This is a genomic window from Sphingopyxis sp. Root1497, assembly GCF_001427085.1.
GTDB lineage: Bacteria > Pseudomonadota > Alphaproteobacteria > Sphingomonadales > Sphingomonadaceae > Sphingopyxis.
Genome location: NZ_LMGF01000003.1, coordinates 1,436,314 through 1,463,181, shown reverse-complemented (window position 1 = coordinate 1,463,181; position 26,868 = coordinate 1,436,314). Strand labels below are relative to the sequence as shown.

Genomic DNA, 26,868 nt, shown 5'->3' with positions numbered 1-26,868 from the left:
GATCATTCTCCTGATTTCGGGACGGGTCAAACGGCGTGGACGGTCGTCACTTCGGGAACATAGTGCTTAAGGAGCGATTCGATGCCGTTCTTCAGCGTCGCGCTCGACGACGGACAGCCGGCGCACGCGCCCTGCATCTTCAGATACACATTGCCCTTGTCGAACCCGCGATAGACGATGTCGCCGCCGTCGTTGGCAACCGCCGGGCGGACCCGCGTCTCGATCAATTCCTTGATCTGGTCGATGATGTCGGCGTCGGCGGGATCGTCGGCGAAGCTCGCCTCATCCTCACCCGGAACGCTGATCCCCGCAGCAGAGCCGGGATTGAACAGCGGCATCTGGCCGAGGAAATGGTCCATCACGATGCCGAGGACGTCGGGCTTGAGGTCGCTCCAGCTGACGCCGGGCGCCGCGGTGACCGAGACGAAGTCGCGGCCGAAAAAGACGCCGGTGACGTCGCCGAGCGCGAACAGCGCGGCGGCGAGCGGCGAGGCTTCGGCTTCCTCGGGGCTCGCGAAGTCCCGGGTGCCCGCGTCCATCACCGCCTGGCCGGGCAGGAATTTGAGCGTCGCGGGGTTGGGCGTCGATTCGGTTTCGATCAGCATGGGGGGCATGTGGGACGCGATCGGGCTTTGTGCAAGCCGACAAAGATGCTGTAGGGTCGAAAAATGCGCCATTTCTCCCATTTCGCCGCGATCGACTGGTCGGGCGCGCGCGGCGCGCGGCAGCGCGGCATCGCGCTGGCGGTCGCCAGCGGCACGGCGGCGCCCGCACTGGTGCGGCCCGGCCATATCTGGTCGCGGGCCGAGATGCTGGATTGGCTCGAAGGCGTCGCCGCGTCGGGCATCGACATGCTGATCGGTTTCGACTTTTCGGCCGCCTTCGCCTTCGCCGATCGCGAGGCCTATTTCCCCGAATGGCCAGAGAGCCCCGCCGACCTGCCGTCGCTGTGGGCGCTGGTCGAACGTCTCACCGCCGCCGATCCGCATTATGAGGTCGGCGGTTTCCTCGTGCATCCGCAAGCGCGGCGGCATTTCCGCCACGGCCGCGGCGACGTCGGCGACCTCTTCGAAGCCGGTGCCGGGCGGCTGCGTGTCGTCGAGCAGCACCAGCGCGCCACAAGGCAAGCGGCGAGCGTGAGCAATTTCAACCTCGTCGGCGCGGCGCAGGTCGGCAAGGCAAGCCTTGCGGGCATGCGCCTGCTCCACCGCCTCAGCGGCCGCATGCCGCTGTGGCCGCTCGATCCGGTACCGCCGGCGGGACCGCTGCTGGTCGAAATCTACACTGGCCTCGCCGCCCGCGCCGCGGGCGTGCCCGCAGGCCGCAGCAAGATCCGCGACGGCGCCGCGCTCGACGCCGCGCTGGCCGAACTGGGATCGCCGCCCGTCCGGCATATCGGCCCGATCGGCGACCATGCGAGCGACGCACTGCTGACCGCCGCTTGGCTGCGCGCGATCGCGCACGACCCCGCACGCTGGGCGCCTGCCCCGCTCACCGACACACTCGCACGCACCGAAGGCTGGACCTTCGGCATAGTTTGACGCGTTTTTCGCTTTTCGCATTTTCTCGACGCCGGATATTTCCATCCGACCGAAAAATGCCTAGGGCCGCAAACGGCGCGCCGGCTTAGCTCAGTTGGTAGAGCAACCGCCTTGTAAGCGGTAGGTCGTCAGTTCGAGTCTGACAGCCGGCACCACACAGTCTCTCGCCATCGGCCCAAGACGCCGTCCGTTTTCCCACTCTGACCGTGGCGAATGACGCGGGCGATCCCTGCATAGCGCATGACATGCGTGCGCGCCGAGCCTCGCCACGAGATTGGTCCGGACGGCAACGCGCCGTCCGGATCGGCCTGCCCTCAGAAGGAGGCCGTGACGCTTGCCACGACCGTCGCGTCGGCGATGGAACCGCTGCCGTCGAGTCCCTTGCTGAAATTGGGCTGAAGACGCGCGGCCTCCGCCCTGCTGATATCCGTGTCCACATAGGAAAGATTGAGCGTCAGATTGCGCCAGACCGCGTCGACGCCAAGCGACCAGTCCCAATAGCGACCGGTCGGCGCGACGCTCGTGCCGTTGGGGCCGAGGCCGGGGTTGCCGTCCGAATAACCGATATGCGCCTTCGCCGTCAGCGGCGTTCCGGCGATCGCCAACGCACCATCACCCCACAGATAGAGATTGTCCTCGCTCTGGCCGCGGCTGTTCGGCGCGGCGGAAACATTCGCGAGCGCATATTGCTTGGGCGCATAGGCCGCGCCCGCCGTCAGCGTCGCCGGCCCGGTGGTGCCCGTCAGCTTGACATAGGGTTCGGCGAAATCCGAGTCATCGGCGCCGCCCGGATACATGTACCAGACGAGGCCCATGTCGAGCGTCATATTGTCCGCAATCGACGCCTTGTATCCGCCGATCAGGTCGAGTTCCATGTTCGCGCCGCCAAAGGTGCCCCAGCCCGAGAGATTGGAGGCCCAGACGCCGGCATAGAGGCCGCTCTCATGCGTCACCGTGAGGCCGCCCTGCACCGCCATTTCCTTGTCGGTTTGCGACACGCCGCGGAAACGATAGTCCGAGGCGATCGTTGCCGAACCCGAAATGGTGACGGCCGGTTTTTCTTCTTCCTGCGCCCATGCGGCAGCGGGAGACAGTGCTGCCGCAAGAACGGCGACCGAGATGATGCTTTTCATATCTTCCTCTTGAAAGCGCCTCGGCCGGACATGGCGGAAGCTCGCGAGGATGCTCAACTAGATCGGCGCGGCGTTGGAAATCGAGAGCGAGAACCGCCCGACCGCATAGTGTTTTTGCTACGCGACCGGCCGGTTTCGATCGCTGGGCGCGAACAGCTGTTCGAATATCTTCGGCGCTTCGAAGTCAGGCGCGGGCGGACGCCTCCAGCGCTCGGAAACTTCGACAGTTTCCCAAAGCCCCGGGCCAACGAAGAGGAGCGCACTGCCCGCACTGCCGCAGAGGAAGGCGATCGCGGAGAGGAGCATCATCAACGACGTCGCATCGCGCGCCGAGGCGGTGAGCGCCATCTGGTGCAGCCGGACCGCGACCGACCAACTTACCGCGAGCAATGCGAGGCCACCGACGCGTAAGCCGAGGTTGGCAGCAAGGGTTTCATGCCATTTCTTCATGTCCAAGCCTCCAATGGGAGGCCGTCCAATTACGCATCGGCGCGTAGAAAATCGAGATCGGGAAACGCCGTGCGGCGTAGAGATTGCATATAGTCGCAGCCCGACAGCTCGCCGCCTCCCACTCAGCGCGCCGACGCCCCCTCCTCCGCAAGAGGATCGCCGAGGCGCAGGCGATAGCCGATGCCGAGTTCGTTGCAGATGATCTGCGGCTGCTGCGGATCGGCTTCGAGCTTCTGGCGCAAGGTCCGGACGAGAACGCGGAGATATTCGACATGATGCTCATGCTCGGTCGGCCAGACCTCGTTCATGATCTGGTTGTGCGTTATGACCCGGCCGGGGAACCGCGCGAGTTGCGCGAGCACGGCATATTCCTTGGGCGTCAGATGCACCTCCTTGCCCGCCTTGGTCACCGTCCGCGCGATCAGGTCCATCGTCACATCACCCACCGACAGGGTCAGATTCCCGCCGTCACGGGTCAGGCGGTTGCGCAAAGCGACACGCACGCGCGCCAGCAGTTCGTCGGTGTCGAAGGGTTTGGTCAGATAATCGTCGGCGCCAAGATCGAGCGCCGCGACCTTCTCTTCGGTCGCATCGCGCGCAGACACGACGATCAGGGTCGTATCGGACTGCTGCTTGAAGAGCGGAATCAGCTCGAGCCCGTCGCGGTCGGGCAGCCCGAGATCGAGCAGCGTAATGTCGGGACGCTCTTCACGCAGACGTTCGATCGCCTCGCGCGCATTTTCCGCCTCAACGATCGCATAGTCGGCCCGCGCCAGCGCCGCGTGGATCAGGCGGCGAATGTGGAACTCGTCATCGACGATCAAGACCTTGTGACGCACTTTCATGATATGTCCTTGTCGATCGGATGCGTGATGATCAGCGCGTCGGGAATGCGGATGGTGAAGCAGGCGCCATGCGGCTCGGCATTGTTGCCCGCCTCGACCGACAGCCCCATCGCCTCGGCAAAGCCCTTGACGATGGCGAGGCCAAGCCCGGTGCCGTGCTTCGCGCGGTCGCTTCCTTCGAGGCGGGTGAAGGTTTCGAAGACGCGCTTCTCATTCCCGGGCGCGATGCCCGGTCCCTGGTCGATGACCGACAACAGGATCGCATCCGCCATGCGCCGCGCCCGAATGACGATCGGCGTATCGGGATCGGCGTAGCGTCCCGCATTGTCGAGCAGGTTGATCAGGCAATGGTGGAGCAGCACCGGATCGACGCGGACCAGCGGAATATTGGGCGAAATATCGATCTTCACCTCATGGCCCGCCAGCGACGCCCGTGTGTCATGCGCCGCACTCGCCGCGGCGTCGAACAGTTCGGTCGCCTCGACCTTCAACGGCAACGCACCCGCTTCGACGCGCGCCATGTCGAGCAGGTTCGACACGAAGCGGTTGAGGCGGCGCGCTTCGGTCTCGATGGTTTCGGCCAGTTGCGGCGACGGGTGGCGCTGCATTTCCTGCGCCGCCGAGAGGATCGTCGTGAGCGGTGTCCTGAGATCGTGGCTGACCGAGGACAGCAGGGCCGAACGCAAACGGTCGCGCTCGTCGACCTGCCGCGCATGAAGCGACGCTTCTTCGAGCGCCATGCGGTCGAGCGCGATCGACGCCTGGTCGAGCAGGCTCATCAGCAGCGGCACCTGATCGGACCGGATGGGTTCGCGCGCATCGTCACGGGTCATGCCGAGGACGCCGAGCACACCGCGCGTCGTGCGCAGCGGATGGAACAGCCAGTCCGACGCGGTGAGCGTCGACGACCCGCGCCCGGCCGGCTGTTCATTGTCCATCGCCCATTGCGCCGCGGCGCGTTCGATCTGCTCGAGCCGGTCTTCGGGCGGCACCGCGGCGCGCAACGTCGGCCCGTCGGCGGACGGCAACAGCAGCGCCGTGCGGACGTCGAGCAGACGCCCGACCTCGGCGCAGATCGCGTGCATCAGCGTGTCCTGGTCGGGCGCGGCGGTCAGCTGCCGCGAGAAACTGGCGAGCGCCGCATTCTGGCGCGCGCTCCACTGCGCCAGATCGGCCTGCGCGCGCACCCGCGCCGCGAACTGGCTGGTGACCACCGCGACGCCGAGCAGCACGAGAATGCTGACGACATTTTCCGGATTGTTGACGGTGAGCGTGCCGGTCGGCGGCAGGAAAAAGAAATTATAGGCAAGGCTCGATGCAAGGCCCGCGAACAGGCCGGCGCGCACGCCGAACGTCGCGGCGGCGAACATGACCGGCACCAGATAGAGCAAGGCGACGTTGCCGAGGTCGATCGCCGCGAGGAGCAGCCGGCCCAGCGCCGTCATCGCGGCGACCATGATCAGCGACCAGATATAGTCCGCCGGTCGCCCCCAGCGCCCGGGAACGGTGATGCGACCACGCTGTTGTCCGGATCGCGCGGCAGGCTCGCCGGGCAGCACATGGATGGCGACATCGTCGATCGTCCGGACGAGCTGGTCGACGACCGAGCCATGGCGCATTTCGAACCACCAGGGGCGGCTCGACTTGCCGATGACGATCTGGGTCGCCCGTGCCTCGCCGGCAAAGGCGCGCAGCCCTTCCACGACGCTCGCCGCCGGCACGGTGGCGGTTGAGGCACCGAGCCGCGAGGCGAGCGCGAGCGTGTCGGCAAGCTGCCGCCGATCGTCATCCGACATCGCCTGGCTTCGCCGCGTCTCGATATAGACCGCAGTCCACGGCGCCCGCAGCGCGTCGGCGAGCCGCTTGCCCGCGCGGACGAGTTCGGCGGCGACGGGCAGTTCACTGACCGCAACGACGATCCGTTCGCCGACCGCGAAGCTGCCCGCCAGCGCATTGGCGCGGACATGTTCGAGCATCTGCGCGTCGACCGCCTGCGCCGCGCGGCGGAGCGCCAATTCGCGCAGCGCAGTCAGGTTGGACTTGGAGAAGAAATGGGTGAGCGCGCGGCTCGCCTCCTGCGGAATATAGACCTTGCCGTCGCGCAGCCGCTCGATCAGCTCGTCGGGTGGAATATCGACCACCTCGATCTCGGCATTTTCGAGGATCGAGTCGGGCACCGTCTCGCGGACACGAACGCGGGTGAAGGACGCGACGACGTCGTTCAGGCTCTCGACGTGCTGGATGTTGATCGTCGAATAGACGTCGATGCCGGCATCAAGCAGTTCCTCGACATCCTGGTAACGCTTCGGATGCCGGCTGCCCGGCGCGTTCGAATGGGCAAGTTCATCGACCAGCACCAGTCCCGGACGGCGTTCGAGGATCGCGTCGATGTCCATTTCACCAAGGCTATGTCCCTGATGATCGACGTCGCGGCGCGGGATGATCTCATGGCCGTGGACCAGCGCCTCGGTCTCGCGGCGGCCGTGGGTCTCGACCACGCCGATCACGACATCGACCCCGGCCTCGCGCCGTTGCCGCCCGTCGGTGAGCATCTCCCACGTCTTGCCGACGCCGGGCGCGGCGCCGAGAAACACCTTCAGACGGCCACGGCCTTCCTGCGCCGCCTGGCGCAGGAAGGCCTCTGGTGATGGTCGATCCTTCTCTGTCACGCGGCGGGTTTAGCGCCAAATGCATCGAGTCGTCGATTGAGCTTGAACACGTTCACGCGCGGCTCGCCGAGAATGCCGAGGAGCGGCTTGTCGACGCTCTGTTCGACCAGCCCGCGGACGGCATCCGGTGTGAGTCCGCGGGCCCGCGCCACCCGATCGACCTGATAGAGAGCAGCCTCGGGAGTGATGTCGGGATCGAGGCCCGATCCCGATGCGGTCACCATGTCGGACGGAACGGCCTTGCCGGGTTCGGCGGCCTTCAGTTTCTCGACATCGCCCTTGACCCGTTCGACGAGCGCCTGCGACGTCGGCCCGAGGTTCGACCCCGACGATGCCAGACCGTCATAGCCGTCACCCGCCGCCGAAGGCCGCGTGTTGAAATAGCGCTCCGACGTGAAGGCCTGGCCGACAACGGTCGAGCCAACCACGCGGCCCTTTTCTTCCACGAGGCTGCCGTTCGCCTGATGGGGGAAGAGCGCCTGCCCGATGCCGGTGAGCGCCAGCGGATAAGCGAGCCCGAGGAGCAGCGCGAAGAGCAGCGTCATAACGAGCGCCGGACGCAGCGAGGTGATGAAATCCTTGTTCATTGTCATATCCTCAGACGAGACCCAGGCCGCCGACCGCGAGGTCGATCAGCTTGATGCCGACAAAAGGTGCCGCGAGGCCGCCGAGGCCGTAGACGGCGAGATTGCGGGCTAGCAGCGGCCCGGCGCCCATCGGGCGGTAGGTGACGCCTTTCAGCGCGAGCGGCACGAGCAGCGGGATGATCAGCGCGTTGAAGATGATCGCCGACAGGATCGCGCTCTCGGGACTGGTCAGCCCCATGACGTTGAGCACGCCGAGGCCCGGATAGAGCACGATGAACATCGCCGGGATGATCGCGAAATATTTGGCGACATCGTTCGCGACCGAGAAGGTCGTCAGCGCGCCGCGCGTCATCAGCAATTGCTTGCCGAGCCCGACAACCTCGATCAGCTTGGTCGGATCGCTGTCGAGATCGACCATATTGCCCGCCTCGCGCGCCGCCTGCGTGCCGGTGTTCATCGCGACCCCGACGTCGGCCTGCGCGAGCGCCGGGGCGTCGTTGGTGCCGTCGCCGCACATCGCGACGAGACGCCCGCCCTGCTGTTCCTTGCGGATCAGCTCGAGCTTGTCCTCGGGCGTCGCCTGCGCGAGAAAATCGTCGACCCCGGCCTCGGCGGCGATCGCCGCGGCGGTGAGCGGATTGTCGCCGGTGATCATCACGGTGCGGATGCCCATCGCGCGCAGCTCGCCGAAGCGTTCGCGGATACCCGCCTTGACGATATCCTTGAGGAAGATCGCGCCGAGCAACTGGCCGTCCTTCGCGACCGCAAGCGGGGTGCCGCCGGCGCGCGCGATTTCGTCGGTGATACGGCGCAATTCGGTCGCAGCGGCGGTTGCCCCTGCACCGGGATTTGCCTTGAGGACCGAATCCACGGCGCCTTTCTCGATCACGCTATCGCCAAGCTTGATCCCCGAGATGCGCGTCTGCGCAGTGAACGGGATGATCTCCGCGCCTTCGGGCAGTTCGGTCACCGCCTGGCCGAATTTCTCGCGCGCCAGTGCGGCGATCGAGCGACCTTCGGGGGTTTCGTCGGCGAGGCTGGCGAGCAACGCCGCCTCGGCGAGGAAGGCCATCGACTTGCCACCCACCGGACGGAACTCGGTCGCCTGCCGGTCGCCGACGGTGATCGTGCCGGTCTTGTCGAGCAGCAGCACATCGATGTCGCCGGCGGCTTCGACCGCGCGGCCCGACTTGGCGAGCACGTTGAACCGCACGAGGCGATCCATGCCCGCGATGCCGATCGCCGAGAGAAGCGCCGCGATCGTCGTCGGGATGAGGGTTATCAACAGCGCCGCGAGGATTGCGACCGGAATGCTGCCGCCCGCATAGTTCGCAAAAGCCGGGATCGTGCCGACCGCGATCAGGAAGATGATCGTGAGGCCGACGAGCAGCAGGGTCAGCGCAATTTCGTTCGGGGTCTTCTGCCGCTCGGCGCCCTCGACGAGCGCGATCATCCGGTCGAGGAAGCCCTGCCCCGGATTGACCGTCACCTGAACGCGGATCTCGTCGGAGATCACGCGCGTGCCGGCGGTGACCGCCGAGCGGTCGCCGCCCGCCTCGCGGATCACCGGCGCACTTTCGCCGGTGATCGCCGCTTCATTGACCGACGCGACACCGCCGACGACTTCGCCGTCCGACGGGATCAGGTCGCCGGTCTCGACGAGTACGATGTCGCCGACCCGGAGTGCGCTGGCGGGAACATTTTCAAACGCCTTTCCGGTGCCCTTCAGCTTCTTGGCGGTCAGTTCGGCCTTCGTGGCGCGCAGCGAAGCCGCCTGCGCCTTGCCGCGCCCTTCGGCGAGCGCTTCGGCAAAGGTGCCGAACAACACTGTCAGCCAGAGCCAGATGACGAGCTGCAGCTTGAAGCCGGTGGCAAGGCCGTCCTGGCCGACGACCAGCAACAGCGTCAGCAAGGTCGCCACGACGGCGGTCGTGAACATCACCGGGTTGCCGATGAGTTCCCGGGGATTGAGTTTGCGGAAGGCGTCGCCGATCGCGGGAACGATCAGGTCTGCCGTGAACAATGATTTTTGTACGGACCGAGCCATTTGCATGGATCCTTAAAAGAGCTGGCCGTTGATCATCGCGAGATGATCGGCGATGGGACCGAGCGCGAGGCTGGGCAGGAAGGTCAGGCCGCCGACGATCAGCACGATGCCGATCAGCAAGCCCGTCCACAGCGGCCCCGTGGTGGGGAAGCTGCCCGCCGATTCGGGCGTATATTTCTTCGCCGCCAGGCCGCCCGCGATGGCCAGCATGGGGATGATGATGAAGAAACGGCCGATCCACATCGCGACGCCCAGCATGCCATTATAGAAAGGCGTGTTGGCGGTGAGGCCCGCAAAGGCCGACCCGTTATTCGCGACCGCGCTGGTGAAGGCGTAGAGGATCTCCGAGAAACCATGCGGTCCCTTGTTGAGCGGCCCGGCCAGCCCCGCCTCGGTGACCGACGCGATCGCGGTGAAGCCGAGTATGATCAGCGGCAGCACCGCGATCGCGAGCACCGCGAGCTTGACCTCGCGCGCCTCGATCTTCTTGCCGACATATTCGGGGGTACGCCCGACCATCAGACCCGCGACGAAGATCGCGAGGATCGCAAAGAGCAGGAAGCCATAGATGCCCGCGCCAACGCCGCCGATGACGACTTCGCCAAGCTGCATGTTGAACAGCGGGATCATCCCGCCGAGCGCGGTGAAGCTGTCGTGCATCGCATTGACCGCGCCGCACGACGCCGCGGTGGTGACGACCGAGAAGAGCGACGAGGCCGCGATGCCGAAGCGAATCTCCTTGCCTTCCATATTGCCGCCGGCGGCGCCAAGCTGGTGAAGGATCGGGTTGCCGGCGGCTTCCTGCCAATAGGTGATGGCGGTGCCAGCAACGAACAGCGTCATCATCGCGGCGAGGATCGCCCAGCCCTGACGCTGGTTGCCCACGGCGCGGCCGAAGGTCCAGGTCAGCCCGACCCCGATCGCGAAGATCGAGAGCATCTGGACGAGGTTGGTTAGTGCGGTCGGGTTCTCGAACGGATGCGCGCTGTTGGCGTTGAAGAAGCCGCCGCCGTTGGTGCCGAGCATCTTGATCGCTTCCTGGCTGGCGACCGGCCCCAGCGCGAGCGTCTGCTTCGCGCCCTCGAGCGTCGTCACGTCGACCGAACCCGCCAGTGTCTGTGGCACGCCGCTCGCGATGTAGAAGATCGCGATGGCAACGCAGAGCGGCAGCAGCAGGTAGAGCGTCACGCGCGTCATATCGGCCCAGAAATTGCCGATCGTTTTCATCTCGCGCCTCGCGAAGCCGCGAAACAACGCGAAAGCGAGCGCAATCCCCGTCGCAGCCGAGAGGAAATTGTGAATGGTAAGGCCAAGCATCTGGCTGAGGTTCGACATCGTCGACTCGCCGCCATAGCTCTGCCAGTTGGTGTTGGCGGTGAAACTGATCGCCGTGTTGAACGCGAGATCCGCGCTCGTGCCGTCATGTCCGAGCGGATTGAGCGGCAGCACGCCCTGCAGGCGCAGGATCGCATAGGTGAAGAGCAGCAGCGTCGCATTGAAGATCAGCATATGGATCGCGTAGCGCCGCCACCCCTGCTCTTCGTTCGGGTCGATACCCGACAGGCGGTAAAAGCCGGTTTCGACCGGCCCGAATATGCGGTGCAGGGGCGTCCGTCGCCCCTCGTAGAGCGCGAAGAGCCATTGGCCCACGGGCTTGCAGAGCAGGAGCAGGATCGCGACGAACGCGACGATGAGAAACCATCCCTGAAAGGTCATGGGTGCGCCTCCCTTAGAAGCGTTCGGGCCGTGCGAGCACGGCCACGAGATAAAAAAGAAGACCGAGCGCGGTGGCGCCCGCGAGCCAGAGGTCGAGTGTCATCGCCATCCGTCCTTCACGCGTCGTCGCACAGGCGGGCATAGCCAAGGCTTGCCGCGACCAGACAGAGGATGAGGCCGATCCAGAGAAGGTCCTGCATGGGTTTGCTCCAGCATGGCGCTGGCCACGGGGCGTGGCACGAGTCGTCTGCGGACCGTCAAATAGGAGAGTCGCACGTTTTAATGCGAGAGACCGAAAGGCCGGCTCGCATAGTATTCTCGTATGATTTCTCCGTTTTTCGGGCTGCGGCGCACGCGGGACTCGGTTCGCCGCGTCATCCCCCATCTTCGGACCACGCGGGTGGCAAGAGCACCGGTTGAAAACCATCGCTTCTTTGTCGTCGATGCCACGATGAACGATTGCGCACCGCGCGGGCGACCTCTTTTTGACTTCTCGATCCCCGCATTACGCCCTACCGCAACCGCACCGCGGGGCGGCAGGGAGGTTTGAATGGCGGACTGGACGGCATGGATCGGGCGCCGGATCGCGCAGCAGGATGTGCTGACGCCCTCGGCGCTCGCGCGGTTCCGCGCGACGATCGACAGCGACGAGATCGGCGACGTCGCTGCGCAGGCGATCCATTGGTGCCTGTGCCTGCCCGACGCGCCGACCGCGACGCTCGGCCCCGACGGCCACCCGCTGCGCGCGGACAGTCCCGACAGTTTCATGCCGCCGATCCCGCTGCCACGCCGCATGTGGGCCGCGAGCGACGTGCGCTTCCATGCCCCGATCGCCGCCGGTGCGGCGATCGCGCGGACCTCGACGCTCGCGGCGATCAAGGAGAAGAACGGCGCGACCGGCCAGCTCGTTTTTGCCGAGGTCGAGCATGAAACGCGCGCCGATGGCGTGCTCGCGGTAAGCGAGCGCCAGACGATCGTCTTCCGCGCGCCCGCACCGGTCGCGGCCCCCGCGCCAGCCCCAGTATCGACGGACGCGCCCGATCTGTCAGCCTGGACATGGCGGCGCGACCTGGTGCCCAGCGAGGCGATGCTGTTCCGCTATTCGGCGCTGACCTTCAACAGCCACCGCATCCATTACGACCTGCCCTATGCCCGCGATGAGGAAGGCTATCGCGGCCTCGTCGTCCACGGACCGCTGACCGCGACCTTGCTGCTCGACCTCGCCCAGCGCGAACTGGGTGCCAACGCACTGGCGGCGTTCACGATGCGCGCGCAGGCACCGGCCTTTGTCGGTGAGCCGATGCACCTCGTCGGGCGCGCGAAGGATGGCGGCTGGGAAATGGCGGCGATCGGGTCCGATGGACGAACCATCATGGCGGCGGAGGCGAAGGCATGAACGAACTGGTCTTGCGCGAGGACAGGGACGGCGTCGCGACCCTGACGCTCAACCGCGCGACAAAGCGCAACGCGCTCAACCTTGCGCTGTGGGGCGAACTCGACGCCCATGCCGACGCGATTGCCGCCGCGGGCGATGCGGTCGGCGCGGTGGTATTGCGCGCCGACGGCCCGGTGTTCTGCGCGGGCAACGACCTCAAAGAACGCGGGCTGCAAGCGCCCCGTCCGCATTATCAGGCATCGATCGTCACCAAGCTCGCCGATCTGCCGCAACCCCTGATCGTCGCGGTGCAGGGTGGCTGCTTCACCGGCGGCCTCGAACTCGCGCTCGCCGGCGACATCATCGTCGCGGGCGAAAGCGCGCATTTCGCCGATACGCACGGCAAATTCGGGCTGGTACCGATCTGGGGCATGAGCCAGCGCCTCCCCCGCCGGGTCGGCGCCTGGAAGGCGCGCGAGATGAGCTTCACCGGCCTGCCGGTGAGCGGCGCCGAGGCCGCGCGCATCGGCCTCGCCAATCATTGCGTCGCCGATGCCGATCTGGAGGCGACGACGCGGACGCTGGCCGAGGCGATTGCCGGCCAATCGCGGCACAGCGTCTTTGCGTACAAGAAGCTCTATCGCGAACAGGCGGATTTGCCGCTGGCTGCCGGACTGGCGCATGAGGTGTTCAACAGCGCCGGAGTGGCGCCCGATTTCGCCGAACGGGTGGCGAAGCAGTTTTAGGAGGTTTGGCGCCGAAACCGCTCCGAGGTGGTTTCCAAGCCGTCCCCTATGTCCGTTCGTGTCGAGCGAAGTCGAGACACCCTAAAGGCGCGCTGCTGATGGGTATCTCGACTTCGCTCGACATGAACGGGATTCGCAGAAGGCTTACCAGCCTTGGGTCGAAACCCGCCGGCCCTACCCGATCGCCTTGCCCTCCTCGACGCTCGCCCATTGGCGCCCGTCGTGGCCGAACAGGATCTGCGTCCCCGCCGCCCGCTGCTGCTGCAAAAACGCCATCGTTCGCAGCCCCGCCTCGCGGTCGACCACGGCCTTTTGCAGCACCATCAGGTCGAGGTTGCGTTCTGTGTAGCAACAGTCCGCCGCGAGCAGCACCTCGCGTCCGCTCGGCAGTTTGACGATCACGCTCTGATGCCCCGGCGTATGGCCATAGGTCGGCACGATCCGCACGCTGCCGTCGCCGAACAGGTCGAACTCGCCGTCGATCGCCTTCACCGGCTGGCCGGTGGCATAATCGAGCGCCTCGTACAGCCCCGCCTCCTCGGTTGCCTGCGCCGCCGCCAGTTCGTGCGACTGCACGATCATCGTCGCATTGGGCAGGCTGGCATTGCCGCCGCAATGGTCGATGTGGAGATGCGAGTTGATCACCCAGTCGATGCTCGCAGGATCGACGTCGATACTTTTCAGCCGCGCCGCGATCTCCTGCCCCTCGAAAAACTGCAGCCCGAATTTGTTCGGCGGCAGCGCGGTCTCGAGCGTGCGGCGATAGCGTACCCCCATGCCCGTATCGAACAGCGCGCGCCCCTTCGGATGGTCGATCAGGTAGGAGGGCACCGGCCCTTTCAGATAGTCGCCCTCCTCGCCCTCGATGAAATAGCCCGGGCGGCACTGGAACCAGCCGGTGTTGAAGGCATAAAGGGTGAGCGTGCCGGTCACCGTTCGCTATATTCCGGGGGCCGCTTGCCAAGGAAAGCGGCGAGCGCTTCCTTATGATCCTCGGTCGCCGAGAGGATCACCTGCTGCCGATCCTCGATCGCCATCGCCGCGTCGAGGCTCTGCGCGTCGATGTTGAGGTTGAGCGCCTGTTTCGACAGCCGCAGCCCCCAGGGCGCGGTCGCGAGCATCTCGTCGGCGAGCGCGAGCCCGCGGTCGAGCAGCGCCTCTTCCTCGACGATCTCGCTGATCAGCCCGGCGCGCAAAGCCCGCTCGGCGTCGATAAAGCGCCCGGTCAGGATCATCTCCGACGCCAGACTCGCCCCGACGAGGCGCGGCAGAAAATAGCTCGACGCCATGTCGCAGCCGCCAAGCCCGATACGGATATAGGCGGCGTTGCAACGGAAGCTGGGCGTCCCATAGCGCACGTCCGAGGCGAGCAGCAGCGACAGCCCGCCGCCCGCTGCTGCGCCATGGCCGAGTGCGATGATCGGCTGCGGACAGGCGCGCATCTTGCGATAGATATTGCCGATGCTCGTCTGGGTGCGCAGCGTGCGCAGCACCGGCGTCTCGTCGGTCGTCCGATCCTCCTGGATGTCGAGCCCAGCACAGAAACCACGCCCAGCCCCACGCAGGATGACGACGCGCACCTCCTTGCGATCGGCGAGGCCGCCGAAATAGGAGTTGAGTTCGTCGACCAGCCCTTCGCTGAGCGCGTTCAGCCGATCGGGCCGGTTGAGCGTCGCAATCTCGACGGCCCCGCGCGTCTCGATCAGCAGTTCGCCGCTCACAGCGTCTGCCCGTCGTCGACGGTGATCACGCTGCCGGTAATGCCGAGTGCCGCGTCGGAGCAGAGCATGAGCAACGGCGTATGAAGGTCGGTAGCGGGACGCATGCGCTGGCGCGGAAAGCTCTTCACCATCTGCGCGCCGACATCGCTGTCGAACAGTTCAGCGGTCATTTCGGATTCGAAATAGCCCGGTTGGATGACATTGACGCTGATTCCGCGCCGCGCCCATTCGCGCGCCAGCGCCTTGCCGAGGTGGCGCACCGCCGCCTTGGTCGCGCCATAGACCGAGGTCGCGGGGAACACCTTCTCGGCGGTGATCGATCCGATCAGGACGATGCGACCATGCTGCTTCTCGCGGGCCCCCGCCTTGTCGAGCCGCTTGGCGCCCTCGGTCGCGGTCAGGAAGACGCCGCGGACATTGGCCGCGAGCAGGAAATCGACGTCGTCGACCGACAGCCCGAAGGCCATCTTCTCGGTGGCGACCCCGGCATTGGCCACGATCGTGTCGACCGTGCCGAACGCCGCCTCTGCGGCATCATAGGCGGCAATAGTCGACGCTTCGTCCGTGACGTCCATCGACACCGCTATCGCCTGCCCGCCCGCAGCCTCGATCGCCGCGACTTGCTCGGCGAGCTTGTCGGCGCGGCGCGCGGCGAGCACGACCTTCGCGCCCGACGCGGCGAGCACCCTCGCGAAACCCGCACCCAGCCCCGACGAGGCCCCGGTGACGAGCGCGACGCGGCCCGTCAGGTCGAACTTGGGTTGCTCCGCCATCGTCTCTCCCTTTCGTTGAACGATCCGGCCTTGGCGCCAATTGACGTTTACGTCAACCAGTCGAACCAATGGCCGCCGTAACGACATGGGGAGTTGACAGAGTTTATTTGTTCCCCTAATGTTCCCCTTGTGCACACACAACCTTTCCCCCGTCGCGGCTGCCAAGCGCGGCGGACGGGGGATAAAGATTCCTCTTTGCCCCCTTTCACGCCAGAGCATTGATCGCGGCGACAAACGGCGTCAGAAGTGGTGCCGTATCTGGCCAAAAAATGTGGGGGCTCGGCATGACATCTTCTTTCGGCATCGCCGGGCATCGGAGCTGAAACGATGCATGCCGTCGAAGCCTTCGAACTTGTCCTCGCTCTCCTGGCCCTCGTCATCGTGCTGCACTGGCTGGCGCTCAAGCTCCGCTGGCCGCCGGCAACGGCATTGCTTGTGGGCGGCGGTGCGCTGGCCTTCATTCCGGGCTTGCCGCATATTTCGCTCGACCCCGAACTCGCGCTCGTGCTGTTCCTGCCGCCGCTGCTGATGGACGGCGCCTATTACACCGCGCTCGGGCGCTTCCGGCGCCATCTGCCCGGCATCCTGTCGCTCGCGGTGGGTGCGGTCGTCTTCACCACCCTCGTCGTCGGCGTGGTCGCGCACTGGATTCTACCCGAACTGCCTTGGGCCGCCTGTTTCGCGCTTGGCGCCATCGTCTCGCCGCCCGATGCCGTGTCGGCGCGGGCGGTGCTGAAGGGCGTCCACCTTCCCCGCCGGCTCGAAGCGCTGCTCGAAGGCGAAAGCCTGCTCAACGATGCGACCGGCCTGATCCTCTTCCGCTTCGCGGTCGCGGCGACGCTCAGCGGGGTTTTCGACGCCGGCGACGCCGTGCAGAGCTTCGCCTTCGTCGCACTCGGCGGCGTGGTCGTCGGTGCCGTGGTCGCCAAGGGCTGGATCATCCTTGCGAAGCGCTTCAGCGATCCGATGCTGATCATGCTGATCACGATCCTGCTCTGCTGGGCGGCCTATATCGCGGGCGAGACCGTCCATGTCTCGGGCGTGATCGCGACGGTCACCGCGGGGCTCGCCATGGGCTGGTACCAGCATGAGATCCTGCCCGCCGCGGTCCGCCTGCGCGCCAATTCGGGATGGCAGATCATGGTCTTCGTCCTCGAAGCGCTGGTGTTCATCCTGATCGGCTTTTCGCTGCGCGACGCGATCGAGCGGATCGGCGGGATCGGCGCGATCCCGGGCAGCTGGGTGACCATGATGGTCGGCGTCGTCCTGACCGTCACCGTCGCGCGCTTCGTCTGGATCTTCGCGTCGGAGGCAGTGCTGGAAGCCGCGCGCCGGGTGGGCCTCGAACGCGCGCGACCGCTCGGCTGGCGGCAGGCGACGGTGCTGAGCTGGGCCGGGATGCGCGGCGTCGTGACGCTGGCGGTGCCGCTGACGCTGCCGATGGCGATGCCGGGCCGCGACCTGATGCTGATCTGCGCCTTCGCGGTGATCTTCGTGACGGTGGTCGTCCAGGGATCGAGCCTCGGCATGCTGATTCGCCGCGTCAAACCGGTCGATGTCGATCCGCCCGCCAAGATGGCCTTGCCCGCCGCCGAAGCCGCGATGGCACGCGCGCGCTTCGCGGTGATCGAGAAACTCGCCTATGACGGGGACGGCACCCTCATCCATCCGATGATGCTCGAGGAACATCGCAAGCGGATGAATTTCATGGAGCGCTACGAAGCCGATGCCAGCACGACGATGGACGGCCTGCGGGCGCATTTCGACGTGCTGCTTCAGGCCATCGCGGCGGGCCGCGCCGAGCTGATCCGCATCCACCGCGCCGGATTGATCGAGGACGAGGTCCTCCACGAACTGGAGCGCGACCTCGACGTCGAGGAACTGGCGATGACGCTCCAGCGCGGCGACTAGAGTGGGTTAGAAGTCGAAACCGGCCTGGGTGTCGGTCTTGCCCGGCGCGGCCTTTCGGGGCGTTGGGCCCGCTTCGATCGAGACCCCTTCGAGTGCGAGCATATGCGCTTTCGACGTCGATCCTCCAGGGGCTGAAAAACCCCCGATCTTGCCACCGGCGCCGGTCACACGGTGGCACGGCACGATCAGCGGAACCGGGTTGTTCGCCATCGCCTGGCCGACGTCTCGCGCAAATTCGGGACCTGCACCGAGAGCCTTCGCGACCGCGCCATAGGTCGTCGCCTCCCCCCATCCAAGGTTGCGGACGAAGGCGTAGACCTGCTCGAAAAAGAGCGACTGTTCGCCCATGTCGACCGGGACCGCCGCGAAGTCGACCCTTTCGCCCGCAAAATAGCGCACCACGGCATCGACCACCGACCGCACCGCCGGCGGCGGTTCGGTCGGCAGCGCCATCGAAAACCGGCGCACCAGCGAACGCTCCGCCTCGTGCGCACTCGCCGCAGGCAACCGCACGCTGGAAATCCCTTTGTCGTTCCAGCCGATCGCGGCGAAGCCCGCGGCGGTCTCGAACAGATGATAGTGAACCCGCTTCGTCATGGTCCGGCCGTATATCACCGGACCGTTTCGCGAATGCAATGGCGGCTTCCCCATCGGAGCCGCACAGCCCGCCGGTGTGTACCGGCCGGCTGTGCGGCAGGATTCCGCCCTACTTCTGGTCAGCGGCGATGGCCCGCTCGCCGAGCGCCGTGACGTCGGCATAGTCGCCCGCCACATGCCCCCGCGTTCGCCCGCGAAGCAGCAAATGGCTGATTGCGGGCAAGACGAACAAGGTCAACAGTGTCGAGGTGATCAAACCGCCGATCACGACGATCGCGAGCGGCTTCTGGACCTCGGCCCCGGTGCCGGTGGCCAGCGCCATCGGAACGAAGCCGATGGCCGGAACGATCCCGGTCATCAGTACGGCGCGAACCCGCTCCATGACGCCTTCGCCAATCGCGACGTCGACCGGTTTTCCTTCGTCGATGCGCTGGTTGATGCTCGTCATCACAACGAGGCCGTTCAGCACCGTCACGCCCGAAAGCACGATGAAGCCCACCGCGGCCGATACCGAGAAGGGTAACCCCGTGAGCAGGAGCGCAAACACCCCGCCTGCCAAGGCGAGCGGAATCGCCGAATAGACCGCGACCGCCTGCCGCACGCCGCCCAAGGCCATGAACAATATGCCGAAGATCGCGGCAAAGATGATCGGAATGACGATCGACAGGCGCGCCGATGCGGCTTGCAGATTCTCGAACTGCCCGCCCCATTCGATGAAGCTGCCGGTGGGAAGTTTCACCTGCGCGTTCACCTTGTCCTGCGCTTCGGCCACGAAAGATCCGAGGTCGTTGCCGCGGACGTTGGCCTGTACGACGACGCGCCGTTTGCCGTTTTCGCGGCTGACCTGGTTGAGCCCCTCGGAGAAGCTGAACTTGGCGAGTTCGCTGAGCGGCACCGATGCCCGCGCGCCACCCTCGCCCGGCAGCAGCACGGGGAGCGCCCCCACCGCATCGAGATCGTCGCGCGTCGCCCGGTCGAGCCGGACGACGATATCGAAACGCCGGTCACCTTCGAACACGATCCCGGCTTCGCGCCCGCCGAGCGCCGCCGCGACCGTATCGCTGACATCCCGAAGCGTCAGGCCGTATCGGGCGATGGCATCGCGATCGAACTGAACATCGAGCACCGGGAAGCCTGCGGTCTGTTCGACTTTGACGTCGGCGGCGCCCGGCACGGTGTTCAGGATCGCCGCCACCTGCTGCGCCGCGCGGCCCATCTCGTCGAGATCGTCGCCATAGAGCTTGATCGCGATATCGCCGCGCACCCCGGCGATCAGCTCGTTGAAACGCAGCTGGATCGGCTGGCTGATTTCGAAGGCGTTGCCGACCAAAGGTTCGAGCTTCTTCTCGACCCGCTCGATCACATCATCCTTCGTACGGACGCCGTCGGGCCAGTCGCCCCGCGGCTTCAGGATGATGAAGGTATCCGACGCGTTCGGCGGCATCGGATCGCTGGCAACCTCTGCCGTGCCCGTTTTCGAATAGATGAAGGCAACCTCGGGCAATGCCGACACTGCTTTTTCGACCTGAAGCTGCATGTCCTGCGACTTGTTCAAGGATGTCGAGGGAATGCGGAGCGCCTGCATCGCAAGATTCCCCTCGCCGAGCACCGGAATGAACTCGCTTCCGAGCATCCCGAACATAAGGATAGCCGCCGCGAACGTCCCGCCGCCCGCACCGATCCACGGCCAGGGGCGCGCGATGACGCGCCCCAGCACAGGTTCGTAACGCTCCTTGACCCAAGCGATCGCACGGACTTCCTTCTCGGCGACCTTGCCGCGAAGAAGCAGCGCGACCATCGCGGGGACGAAGGTCAGCGATGCGATGAACGCGCCGCCCAAAGCCAGCAACACCGTGATCGCCATCGGCGAGAAGGTCTTGCCCTCGATCCCGGTAAAGGTGAGCAGCGGCACGAACACGAGGAAAATGATCGCCTGGCCGTAGATCGTCGGCTTCACCATTTCGCGCGAGGCTTCGAACACCTCATGCAACCGCTCGCTCAACGAGAGCAATCGTCCTTCATGATGCTGTCGCTCGGCCAATCGCCTGAGACAATTTTCGATGATGATGATCGAGCCGTCGACGATCAGCCCGAAATCGAGCGCGCCGAGGCTCATGAGATTGCCGGACGTCCCGGTGATGTTCATTCCCGTTCCCATGATCAGGAACGAAATCGGGATGACCAAGGTGGCGATGACCGCGGCGCGGAAGTTTCCGAGCAGCCAGAACAACACCGCCGCGACGAGCAACGCGCCTTCGGCAAGGTTCTTTTCGACCGTGCCGATCGTCGCGTCGACGAGTTGCGAGCGGTCGAGCACCGGCTTGACGACGATCCCCGGGGGCATCGACCTGGCAACATCCTCGAGGCGTTCGGCCGCCGCCGAGGCCACGATCCGGCTGTTGCCGCCCGCGAGCATCAGGACGGTGCCGACGACCAGTTCCTTGCCGTTTTCGGATGCCGATCCGGTGCGCAGTTCGCCGCCGATCTGCACGGTCGCGACATCACGAACCATGACGGGCACCCCGCCGCGGCTCGCGACGGTCGCCCGGGAGATTTCGTCGAGGGTTCGAATGCGGCCATCGGCGCGCACGAGGAAGGCCTCGCCGCCACGTTCGACGAAGTTCGCGCCGACCGAGATATTGGCGCGTTCGAGCGCTTCGGCGAGTTCCGAGAAGGAAATGCCATAGCTCGCCAATTTGGTCGCGTCGGGCTGGACGACGAACTGCTTTTCATAACCGCCGATCGAATCGATACCGGCGACCCCCGATACCGAGCGCAGCTGCGGGCGGATCACCCAGTCCTGGACGGTCCGCAGATACCCAAGCTTGGCGACGTCATCGACGAGAATTTCGCCCGTCGGGGTCCGATAGGAGCCGTCGGGCTGGAAGCCCGGCTTTCCGGCGATCTTGGGATTTTTCGCATTGGCCGTCGGCGCAAAGTCGACGGTGTACATCAGCACTTCGCCGAGACCCGTGGAGACCGGACCCATTTGCGGCTCGGCGCCGTCGGGCAAGGTGCCCTTGGCCTGGCCCAGCCGTTCCGCCACCTGCTGCCGGGCGAAATAGAGATCGGTATTATCCTCGAAGATCACCGTGACCTGGCTGAACCCGTTGCGCGAAATCGAGCGCGAGCTCTGCAGTCCCGGGATTCCCGCCATCGCAGTTTCAACGGGGAAGGTGACGAGGCGTTCGATGTCGAGCGGCCCCAGATTGGGTTCGACGGTGTTGATCTGAACCTGCTTGTTGGTGATGTCGGGGACGGCATCGATCGGCAGCTTGAGCAGCTGCGTCAGACCGTAGGCCGAGATGATGAGGGTGAGGAGAACCACAGCCCAGCGAAAGCGTATCGACGCATCGAGCAGTTTTTCGATCATCTCAATGCTCCGCCTCGCCCTTGCCGATTTCGGCTTTGAGCAGGAAGGCGCCCCTGGTCGCGATGACCGCGCCCGGCTTCACCCCGTCGACGATTTCGATGCGTCCGCCGCCGCGCTTGCCGGTGACCACCGTCGTCGCCTGGAAGCCCTTGGCGGTTTTGACGAACACGACCTCGCGTCCCTCGACCGTCTGCACGGCTTCTTCGGGCAGCGCGATCAGCGTGGCATCCGCTGTGCCTTGCGGCTTGATCCGGGCGCGAAGGCCTTGCCCGGGGGTCAGTCCGCCGATGCCCTCGGGAATGAGGACGATCGTCGCCGTCTTGCTCTCGGCGTCGAGGCTCGGGGTAGCCGAGCGCACCACAGCCTTGACGATCTCACCGCCGAGCAGTTCGATGGCGGCCGTATCGCCAGGCCTGATCCGGCGGGCGTCGGCCGCGAGCACCGAGGCGTTGATCTGGATATGATTGGGATCGGAGACCCGGAACAATTCGGTTCCGGCGAGCACATAGGCGCCGAGCTTGGCGTCCGCTTTGGTGATCCGCCCCGAAATCAGGCTCGTCACCGCGAGGGTGCGGCCATCGCCCGACACCTTGGCGGCGGCGGCAGCCGATTGCGACCGCCGCGCCTCGGCTTCGGCTTCGGCCAGCGCTGCCGCGGCGGCCTCGAGGTCCTGCTTTGCGGTGATGCGGGCGTCGAACAGCTTCTTTTCGCGCGCATAGGTCGATCGCGCGAGCGCCAGGCGCGCCGTTGCGGAACTCCGCTCGGACGCGATGGCCGCCGCGTCGCGGCTTTCCATCACCGCCACCGATTCACCGGCGCGAACGACGTCGCCAAGGCGGCGATGGATGCGAGTGATCGCCCCGTCGGCGCGTGCCGTCAGCACCGCCTCGCCATCGGGGGTCGATGCGACGACGCCCTGCGCCAATATCTCGGAGGCCAGACCGCCGGCCTGGATCGTCTCGGTGACGATGCCGGCCCCCTTGGCGCGCGCCTCGTCCATCAGGACCAGCCCTTCGGCATGGTCTTCCCCTTCATCCTCGGCAGCCTCTGTCGCCGGCGCTGCAGCCGGAGACCTGGTCATCGAACGCCCGATCAGGATGCCGCCACCACCCAGAACGAGCGCCCCGGCGGCGACGGCGGCCATCAGGCGGTTTTTGTTTTCGAAGATTTGCATGGTATTTATCCCCTATTGCGCGTTCGCACGGCCCAGCGCGGCAAGCGCGCGGGCGCGATCGAGTTCGGCTTCGATGAGTTTGAGATTGGCGCTGGTCAGCGCCTCCTGGGCATCGATCAGTTCGATGAGCGTGAACTTGCCCTGCTGGTATCCGATCTCGGCGACCCGCGCGGCTTCGCTCGCCTGAAACAGGCCGACCCCCGACAGCGCCGACACCCGTTCGTTGGCGGCCGAGAGCATCAGCTCGGCATCGCGCCGCGAGAAGCGGGTATCGAGGCGGGCCTGTGCGAGCTGGGCCTCCGCGGCCTCGCCTTCGGCGCGCGCCGCATCGATATTGCCACGATTGCGATTGAACACCGGCAGCGGGATCGAAACACCAACGATAAACGCCGTGTCCTTGCTTTCGCGAAAGTTCCGCACCCCGCCCGACGCCGTGATGTCGGGAACGCCCTCGGCCTGCGCCTGCCGGACCCGTGCGGAGGCGGCATCGCGCTCGGCGGCGGCAAGCCGCTCGTCGAGGCTCTGCGCATCGGCTGCGAGAGCGGGAAGCGAAAGGATGTCCTGCCGAACGGCCGACAGCTCGGGATCATCGCTGCCGATGAACAAAGCCAGTTTTTGGCGAGCCGACATCAACTGCGCCATCGTCTTCAGGCTTTCGGCCTTCGCCTCGGCGAGCAGCGCATCGGCGCGCAGCTTGGTCAGCGGCGGATCGCGCCCGACATCGACGAGGGTTTCCGCGATCCGAGCCAGTTCGACCGCCCGCGCGAGAACGCTTTGCGACAGCACCGCCCGGTCTTCCGCCGCGCGGAGTTCGGCATGCGCCACGATGATGTCGTAGGACAGGTCGGCCTCGGCGCTGCGCAGTGAGATTCGGGCCAATTCGCGCTCGGCGGCGGCGACCGCCTTGCGGGCACGCCTTTTGCCGCCAAGCTCGAAGGGCTGCGAAACCGCGACGGTCGTCTCGGTCTGGCCAAAGGTCCGATAGGGTCCGGTGCCGCTGAAATTCTCGACTTCGGCGGATATGGTGGGATTTGGACGCACGCCAGCCTGCGTCGCGCGGCCTTCGGCCGCCTTCAGCTCGGCCTTGGCTCTGGCAATCCGCGGTGAGGCCTCTTGTCCGCGCACCAAGGCGTCGGACAGCGAGACAGGTTCGGCCAATGCCGGTTGAACCGACATAGCCAGCATCCCTGCAAACAGCAGGATGCCCGATGATTTCGACATAAATACTCCCGATCAATGCGTGGAGCGCGGGCGAAATGCCCGCGCGAAGCAGTGATCAGGCGGCGGGAGGTTGGGTTGGTGGCGCGATGCTGCGCGATGCGAGCGCCACGGCGAGGCGCGGCAGATGCACGTCGCGTGCGTGCGGCCCCGACGCGGACGCCAGGCCTTCGTCCGCGACAAGGCCCGTCGGACAATGATGATGATGCACCACTTCGCCGCCGCTTTCGGTCGGCGAATTGTCGCCGTGAACCGCGTCATCCGACGGTTCCACAAAGTCATGATGATGGCCGACAATGCCCGACGCCGCCACATTGTCATCCGCCATGGCACGCGTGTCCATGCCCGCCATCAGCGCCGCGATGAGCAACAGGAACTGGACCAGGGCCTTCTGCATCGCCCGCCAACTAACAGTCGAGTGAGAGACAGGCAAGCTGACGATCATCGCGCACCCGGTCGCACATAGGGCTGCAAATCGTCAGGCACCGTCATCGGCACGAACGCGCTGACGCGGGCGCGGCCGGTGTTGCCGGCGGGCAACTGGCCCGTGAGAGCGCCGAGCGGGACCAGCATGATGCGCAGCAACTGCCCGAATATCTCGCGGGCATCGCCCCGCGCGACGGCGAACTTCAGCATCTCGGCATGCGAGGACAGATGCAACCGAAACAGGGGCTGGGCGATGATATGCGCACGCTCGAGATACCGCCAGCAGGCGGCCCAATCGCGATCCCGGCGTGCGCGCCGAAAATGATCGATCTCTTGGCGATATGCGCCGTGCCGCCCCTCCGCGGTGCTGGTCGCACGCAAGGCCCCTGAGTCTCCGATGGAGCGATGGTCTGGCATCATATTGCACCGATGTTGTTCGAGTCGGCGCCTTCCCTACACCCTGTAGCTGCTACAGGGTCAAGCCGGATCGAACGACCAGCTTGGCAGCGGCGTGCCGCAACGGATGCCGTCCCGGCCTATATTTTCCTCGAAACGGTCGCGACCGGATCGCAGTTCGAACCCGGCGCAACGCACTGGCGCTTCGACGTCGTGCTGCTCGGTTGGACAGATTTGGGGGTAAGCGACGATCCGTGGAACAGCGGCGCGCGCATCAGAACCAGGCCTTGATCCCCATCACGAAACTGACGCCGCTCGCATCCTCGCCTGCGGCGCGGGCGAAGCGGGCGCTGTCGCCGACCTTGCGCGCCCATTCGACGCCGACATAGGGTGCGAATTCCTTGACCACCTCATAGCGGAGCCGCAGGCCGAGTTCGACGTCGGAGAGCCCCGAACCGATCCCGCTTTCGGGGACATCCTGCGCCGCGAAATTGACCTCGGCGGCGGGCTGGAGGATCAGCTTCTGGGTCAGGCGCTGGTCGTAACTGGCTTCGAGGCGGGCGAGCAGGTCGCCCTTGTTCGACAGAAACAGCGCCCCCTCGACCTCGAACCAATAGGGCGCAAGCCCCTCGACACCGATCGTCGCATAGGTCCGGTCGGGGCCGTGGCCAAAGTCCTGGCGAACACCCGCCTGCGCGTTGAAATAGGGACCGATCGCGCGGCTGTAGAGCGCCTGGACCTCGCCGCTTTCGATGCCTTCGCCGAACACCGCCTCGCCTTCGCTCTTCACCGTCAGGCGGTTGATGTCGCCGCCGTACCAGCCCTCGCCCTCCCAGCGAAAGCCGTCGCGCCCCTTGCGCGCCTGATATTCGGCAAGGTTCAGGCTGACGAAGGCGATCTTCTGGTCGCCGCCCTCCTTCATCATCTCGTGGCGCGAATGCTCCATCGCGCCGCCCGGAAAGATGCGATCGGCGTACCAGTCGGTCGGCGGCGAAGGCGCAGGCGCGTCGCCGGGCGGCAGGTCGGTGCCGCTGGCACCGCCCATCGCATCGGGCGCCGGCGCCTTCGGCGTGCAGTGCCCCATGCTCGCATGCTCGGGCGGACAGTCGGGATCGGAGGGCGCCGGCGTGCCATGATCCATCGTTCCCATGTCGGGCATTTCCGCATCGGGTTCGCTTGGCTGCGGCGTTTCCGCATCGGGCGTGCAATGACCCATCGCGGCATGGTCGGGCGGGCAGGCTGGCGCCTTGGCGGCGGGTTTGGTCGCCGGTGCGGGCGCCGCCGACCCATGCATCGAATGATCCATCGACTGCGCCGCCGCCGGAACGGCAAAAACCAGCGGCGCGATGCCCGAAAGCAGCAGGGCGAGCCGGGTCATGCGGCCTCTCCCTTCGGGCGGACGCTGACGACGCGCATCATGCCGGCGTGCATATGGTAGAGGAGGTGGCAGTGGAACGCCCAGTCGCCGAGCGCGTCGGCGGTGAAATCGAAACTCGCCGTCCCGCCCGGCTGAACCAGCACCGTATGCTTGCGCGGCGAGCGATCGCCCTTCCCCGTCACCAGCTCGAAGAAATGGCCGTGCAGGTGGATCGGGTGGCTCATCATCGAATCGTTGATCAGGTTGATCCGCACCCGCTCGCCCTCGATGAAGGGGATGGGTTCGTGATGGTCGGACATCTTCACCCCGTCGAACGACCACATGAAGCGTTCCATGTTGCCGGTCAGGTGGATGTCGAGCGAGCGCGAGGCCGCGCGAATGTCGGGGTTCCGCTCCAGCGCGATCAGGTCGTGATAGGTCAAAACCTGATGCCCGACATCCTCCAGCCCCTGCCCCGGCTCGCCCATGCGATCGACGGGCATCGGCGAGATCGACTGGACGCTCGGGTCGCGCTTGACCTGCGGCGCGACGTCGAAGTCGCGCATGCTGTGCTTCATGCCGCCGGCGCCATGTCCCATGGCGGCGTGGTCCGGCGCCGCGCCGTCGGCGGGCGCGGGAGTACAATGGCCCATCGCGGCATGTTCGGGTGCGCACGCCGCATCGCTGCCGGTGGCGCCGCCCCCGCCCATGTCCATGCCCATGTCCTTCATCGTGGCGAGCGGACGGGCGCGGAGCGGCGGCACCGCGGCGACCATGCCCGCACGCGGCGCCAGGGTGGCCCGGCCCAGGCCT

24 protein-coding genes and 1 tRNA gene are annotated in these 26,868 nt (G+C 66.1%); 5 read left to right on the top strand and 20 right to left on the bottom strand.

Annotation, left to right across the window (positions count from 1 at the left end; all coding sequences use genetic code 11):
* Positions 1 to 26: 26 nt before the first annotated feature.
* Positions 27 to 605, bottom strand: coding sequence for a NifU family protein (locus ASD67_RS10415; protein WP_056346579.1), 579 nt, complete (start codon positions 603 to 605; stop codon positions 27 to 29).
* A 63-nt stretch (positions 606 to 668) separates the two neighbouring features.
* Here ASD67_RS10415 and ASD67_RS10410 point away from each other — a divergent pair, with 63 nt between their 5' ends.
* Together ASD67_RS10410 and ASD67_RS10405 are read left to right on the top strand one after the other, a co-directional pair.
* On the top strand, positions 669 to 1,541 hold the full coding sequence (locus ASD67_RS10410; protein ID WP_056346577.1) for a hypothetical protein: 873 nt from the start codon (positions 669 to 671) through the stop codon (positions 1,539 to 1,541).
* Between the two features lie 79 nt (positions 1,542 to 1,620).
* Positions 1,621 to 1,696: transfer RNA gene (locus ASD67_RS10405), tRNA-Thr, on the top strand.
* A gap of 159 nt (positions 1,697 to 1,855) precedes the next feature.
* Here ASD67_RS10405 and ASD67_RS10400 read toward each other — a convergent pair.
* The 8 genes from ASD67_RS10400 to ASD67_RS10365 all read right to left on the bottom strand — a co-directional run bounded on the left by ASD67_RS10400 (position 1,856) and on the right by ASD67_RS10365 (position 11,091).
* Entirely contained in the window at positions 1,856 to 2,674 is an 819-nt protein-coding gene (locus tag ASD67_RS10400) for a TorF family putative porin (protein WP_056346576.1), read from the bottom strand.
* A 117-nt stretch (positions 2,675 to 2,791) separates the two neighbouring features.
* Positions 2,792 to 3,124, bottom strand: a complete 333-nt coding sequence (locus ASD67_RS10395; protein ID WP_056346574.1) for a hypothetical protein — start codon at positions 3,122 to 3,124, stop codon at positions 2,792 to 2,794.
* Positions 3,125 to 3,246: 122 nt separating this feature from the next.
* Positions 3,247 to 3,969, bottom strand: a complete 723-nt coding sequence (locus ASD67_RS10390; protein ID WP_056346572.1) for a response regulator — start codon at positions 3,967 to 3,969, stop codon at positions 3,247 to 3,249.
* A complete protein-coding gene (locus ASD67_RS10385) occupies positions 3,966 to 6,638 on the bottom strand; it encodes a sensor histidine kinase (RefSeq protein ID WP_056346570.1) in 2,673 nt (890 codons plus the stop codon). Before ASD67_RS10385 ends, ASD67_RS10390 begins: the two co-directional genes overlap by 4 nt.
* Positions 6,635 to 7,225, bottom strand: coding sequence for a potassium-transporting ATPase subunit KdpC (kdpC, locus tag ASD67_RS10380; RefSeq protein ID WP_056346568.1), 591 nt, complete (start codon positions 7,223 to 7,225; stop codon positions 6,635 to 6,637). The genes ASD67_RS10385 and kdpC overlap by 4 nt, the downstream gene beginning before the upstream one ends.
* 10 nt (positions 7,226 to 7,235) lie before the next feature.
* Positions 7,236 to 9,272, bottom strand: coding sequence for a potassium-transporting ATPase subunit KdpB (gene kdpB, locus ASD67_RS10375; protein WP_056346566.1), 2,037 nt, complete (start codon positions 9,270 to 9,272; stop codon positions 7,236 to 7,238).
* A 12-nt stretch (positions 9,273 to 9,284) separates the two neighbouring features.
* Positions 9,285 to 10,988: a potassium-transporting ATPase subunit KdpA gene (kdpA, locus tag ASD67_RS10370; protein WP_056346564.1), complete on the bottom strand. Its 1,704-nt coding sequence runs from the start codon at positions 10,986 to 10,988 to the stop codon at positions 9,285 to 9,287.
* Between the two features lie 13 nt (positions 10,989 to 11,001).
* Positions 11,002 to 11,091: a potassium-transporting ATPase subunit F gene (locus ASD67_RS10365; protein WP_056347272.1), complete on the bottom strand. Its 90-nt coding sequence runs from the start codon at positions 11,089 to 11,091 to the stop codon at positions 11,002 to 11,004.
* 447 nt (positions 11,092 to 11,538) lie between these two features.
* Between ASD67_RS10365 and ASD67_RS10360 the strand changes: the two genes are divergently transcribed.
* Both ASD67_RS10360 and ASD67_RS10355 read left to right on the top strand, forming a co-directional pair.
* Positions 11,539 to 12,384: an FAS1-like dehydratase domain-containing protein gene (locus ASD67_RS10360; RefSeq protein WP_056346562.1), complete on the top strand. Its 846-nt coding sequence runs from the start codon at positions 11,539 to 11,541 to the stop codon at positions 12,382 to 12,384.
* A complete protein-coding gene (locus ASD67_RS10355; RefSeq protein ID WP_056346560.1) occupies positions 12,381 to 13,109 on the top strand; it encodes an enoyl-CoA hydratase/isomerase family protein in 729 nt (242 codons plus the stop codon). Before ASD67_RS10360 ends, ASD67_RS10355 begins: the two co-directional genes overlap by 4 nt.
* A gap of 174 nt (positions 13,110 to 13,283) precedes the next feature.
* On the opposite strand, the gene ASD67_RS10350 is transcribed toward ASD67_RS10355, so the two are convergent.
* Genes ASD67_RS10350 through ASD67_RS10340 form a run of 3 tightly spaced genes read right to left on the bottom strand, consistent with a single transcriptional unit; the run spans position 13,284 to position 15,603 of the window.
* On the bottom strand, positions 13,284 to 14,042 hold the full coding sequence (locus ASD67_RS10350) for an N-acyl homoserine lactonase family protein (RefSeq protein ID WP_056346558.1): 759 nt from the start codon (positions 14,040 to 14,042) through the stop codon (positions 13,284 to 13,286).
* Positions 14,039 to 14,830: an enoyl-CoA hydratase/isomerase family protein gene (locus ASD67_RS10345; protein WP_056346556.1), complete on the bottom strand. Its 792-nt coding sequence runs from the start codon at positions 14,828 to 14,830 to the stop codon at positions 14,039 to 14,041. The genes ASD67_RS10350 and ASD67_RS10345 overlap by 4 nt, the downstream gene beginning before the upstream one ends.
* Positions 14,827 to 15,603: an SDR family NAD(P)-dependent oxidoreductase gene (locus tag ASD67_RS10340; RefSeq protein ID WP_056346555.1), complete on the bottom strand. Its 777-nt coding sequence runs from the start codon at positions 15,601 to 15,603 to the stop codon at positions 14,827 to 14,829. The genes ASD67_RS10345 and ASD67_RS10340 overlap by 4 nt, the downstream gene beginning before the upstream one ends.
* 327 nt (positions 15,604 to 15,930) lie before the next feature.
* Here ASD67_RS10340 and ASD67_RS10335 point away from each other — a divergent pair, with 327 nt between their 5' ends.
* Positions 15,931 to 17,514, top strand: a complete 1,584-nt coding sequence (locus ASD67_RS10335) for a Na+/H+ antiporter (RefSeq protein WP_056346553.1) — start codon at positions 15,931 to 15,933, stop codon at positions 17,512 to 17,514.
* A gap of 6 nt (positions 17,515 to 17,520) precedes the next feature.
* On the opposite strand, the gene ASD67_RS10330 is transcribed toward ASD67_RS10335, so the two are convergent.
* The 8 genes from ASD67_RS10330 to ASD67_RS23670 all read right to left on the bottom strand — a co-directional run.
* Entirely contained in the window at positions 17,521 to 18,111 is a 591-nt protein-coding gene (locus ASD67_RS10330) for a methylated-DNA--[protein]-cysteine S-methyltransferase (RefSeq protein ID WP_056346551.1), read from the bottom strand.
* A gap of 109 nt (positions 18,112 to 18,220) precedes the next feature.
* Entirely contained in the window at positions 18,221 to 21,484 is a 3,264-nt protein-coding gene (locus tag ASD67_RS10325) for an efflux RND transporter permease subunit (RefSeq protein WP_056346548.1), read from the bottom strand.
* Between the two features lies 1 nt (position 21,485).
* A complete protein-coding gene (locus tag ASD67_RS10320) occupies positions 21,486 to 22,658 on the bottom strand; it encodes an efflux RND transporter periplasmic adaptor subunit (protein ID WP_056346546.1) in 1,173 nt (390 codons plus the stop codon).
* Between the two features lie 12 nt (positions 22,659 to 22,670).
* Positions 22,671 to 23,834 (bottom strand): TolC family protein, encoded by a 1,164-nt coding sequence (locus ASD67_RS10315; protein ID WP_162248564.1) that lies wholly within the window; start codon positions 23,832 to 23,834, stop codon positions 22,671 to 22,673.
* 100 nt (positions 23,835 to 23,934) lie between these two features.
* The gene (locus ASD67_RS10310) at positions 23,935 to 24,273 is read right to left on the bottom strand and encodes a hypothetical protein (protein WP_056346542.1); all 339 of its coding nucleotides are present in this window, start codon (positions 24,271 to 24,273) and stop codon (positions 23,935 to 23,937) included.
* A 44-nt stretch (positions 24,274 to 24,317) separates the two neighbouring features.
* On the bottom strand, positions 24,318 to 24,683 hold the full coding sequence (locus tag ASD67_RS10305; RefSeq protein ID WP_235535628.1) for a DUF3703 domain-containing protein: 366 nt from the start codon (positions 24,681 to 24,683) through the stop codon (positions 24,318 to 24,320).
* Positions 24,684 to 24,972: 289 nt separating this feature from the next.
* Positions 24,973 to 26,076, bottom strand: coding sequence for a copper resistance protein B (locus tag ASD67_RS10300; RefSeq protein WP_056346540.1), 1,104 nt, complete (start codon positions 26,074 to 26,076; stop codon positions 24,973 to 24,975).
* On the bottom strand, positions 26,073 to 26,868 hold a 796-nt coding region (locus tag ASD67_RS23670; protein WP_235535627.1), incomplete at its 5' end, for a multicopper oxidase domain-containing protein. The genes ASD67_RS23670 and ASD67_RS10300, both read right to left, overlap by 4 nt.